The sequence below is a fragment of the Bacillus sp. SRB3LM genome (assembly GCF_015712745.1).
In the GTDB taxonomy this organism is placed as follows: Bacteria; Bacillota; Bacilli; order Bacillales; family Bacillaceae_G; genus Bacillus_A; species Bacillus_A thuringiensis_K.
In genome coordinates, this window is the sequence record NZ_VWVQ01000104.1 from 1 (window position 1) to 1,779 (window position 1,779).

Genomic DNA, 1,779 nt, shown 5'->3' on the forward strand with positions numbered 1-1,779 from the left:
TTATGAGCCGTCTGCTCTTACCAACTGAGCTAAAGGTCCCTAGAAAAGCATATGGATAAGGAGTATATATGTATTACATACTCTTTTTCTTAGCCCTCATCATTTTTTGAAAAAGAAAAACACTCTCGTGAGCGCTTCTCTTTGACTGGATAACCACTTCAATTTTAATAACATCTCTTAATCTATTGAAAAAAATATATAGCCCTATCCATACTCATTTTATCATATGTCCCAAAGGTTCTTGTTGAGAAAATAATCGCGCTCACTATGACTTCACACATACACAGCTGATATATGTGATGAAAGAAGGAACTTACTGTGAATTATTCAGGTAACATTTCAAAAGTAACGAACTCTTCAAGATTTTGTAACGTATCATGACATTTATTTTTATCAAAGGATGCACAGCGCCCCCTCACTTGTACCACTTTCCCCTTTTCATATTGAGGTTCAAGATATGTGATCACAAATATATCTACATTACGATCTGGAAAACAGTAAAAAATTACTTTTTTTCCTGACCAAGCTAATGGATAAATGGTTTTTAATTTTGCCCTTGTTGCTTCATCTCCAAGATGCGGTGCAGTATCTATGGTTTGCCCTACAAAATCAGTTCTTTGTTGATGAACAGTTTGGAGTAATGCCTGATTCACATCAGTAAAAACATAGTCCTCTTCGTTTTTTTGGAACATAAAATACATATGTGAATGATGTTTCTCATAGTCTTGCAGCAACTCTTCTAATAATGAACATAAAACCATTCTCATCTCTTTTTAATCCCTTCTGTGAAAATGATAGAATATAGGTTTATTTTAATTCAAATGTTGAGAAAAAACAAACTAAAAATTCCGAATTTTAAAGTTATTTTTATTACCCTCGAATATCTACTGGTCTGTAATTACATTGCTCCTAAAAAGTTGATCCCTTCGACATATGCATGATCTTACACATTCATTGTAAGCGCCATGCAACCTATATGTAATAAAAAGTTGTTACATATGGATTACAAGACATCTTTATTTCTCAATCATTTAGCTATAAGGACAATATATTTTTTCTAATATAATAAACTTGGTTCATTTCATACAAATTATAAATAAATGGGGTTTTTTATAAAAAAATCTAACAAATTCTGTGTTATTCTCAAGCAAATTACATGTATCTAAACTAGCGATTATAAAGGCAATCAAGATGGTAATAAAAAGAAGGTAATAGAAATTGATGTATTTTATTGTAACTATTTTTGAAAGCCAATTAGCCTCCATTTATGAAAAATTTCATCAAAAAGCAGAGAACCATTATCATCTATTTGATACATTTGATGAAGTAAGATTAGATATTATTATTCCCTTTTGAAATACATGGACAAACGAAATATGGAAGGAGTGATCGTGTTGAATAAAGAACAAGCTTATACATTTCTAAAGCAAGTGTATCAAGATGTTATCTTAGATTTGAAGTTAGATAACATATCAGATTATTTTAGTGACCAATATATGCAAGTTACGGATGGTACAGAGGTGAATATACAAAGGTTTCATACTCACATGGAAACTTTAAAAAGTATAGTAAACACACTGGAATTGTCACCTTTTTATGACCTTTTATTTGATGAAGAGAATCAAACAGCAACGCTAAGATATGAGATTCATGTAAAGAAGAAAAATGGGAATAGTGGTGTCATCGAAATCATAGCGATTTTTGAATTGAAAGATGGGAAAATTTTACGTTGTAATGAACTAACTCGTTCCTTACAACCTGATGATGAATTTAATACCA

Annotated in this window: 2 protein-coding genes; one reads left to right on the plus strand and one right to left on the minus strand. The window is 31.0% G+C overall.

The window, feature by feature from the left end:
* Positions 1-323 precede the first annotated feature (323 nt).
* Positions 324-767 (minus strand): hypothetical protein, encoded by a 444-nt coding sequence (locus F3I02_RS32270; protein WP_196478122.1) that lies wholly within the window; start codon positions 765-767, stop codon positions 324-326.
* A 627-nt stretch (positions 768-1,394) separates the two neighbouring features.
* On the opposite strand from F3I02_RS32270, the gene F3I02_RS32275 reads away from it, so the two are divergent.
* The coding region (locus F3I02_RS32275; RefSeq protein WP_230876927.1) for a nuclear transport factor 2 family protein at positions 1,395-1,779 on the plus strand (385 nt) is incomplete at its 3' end.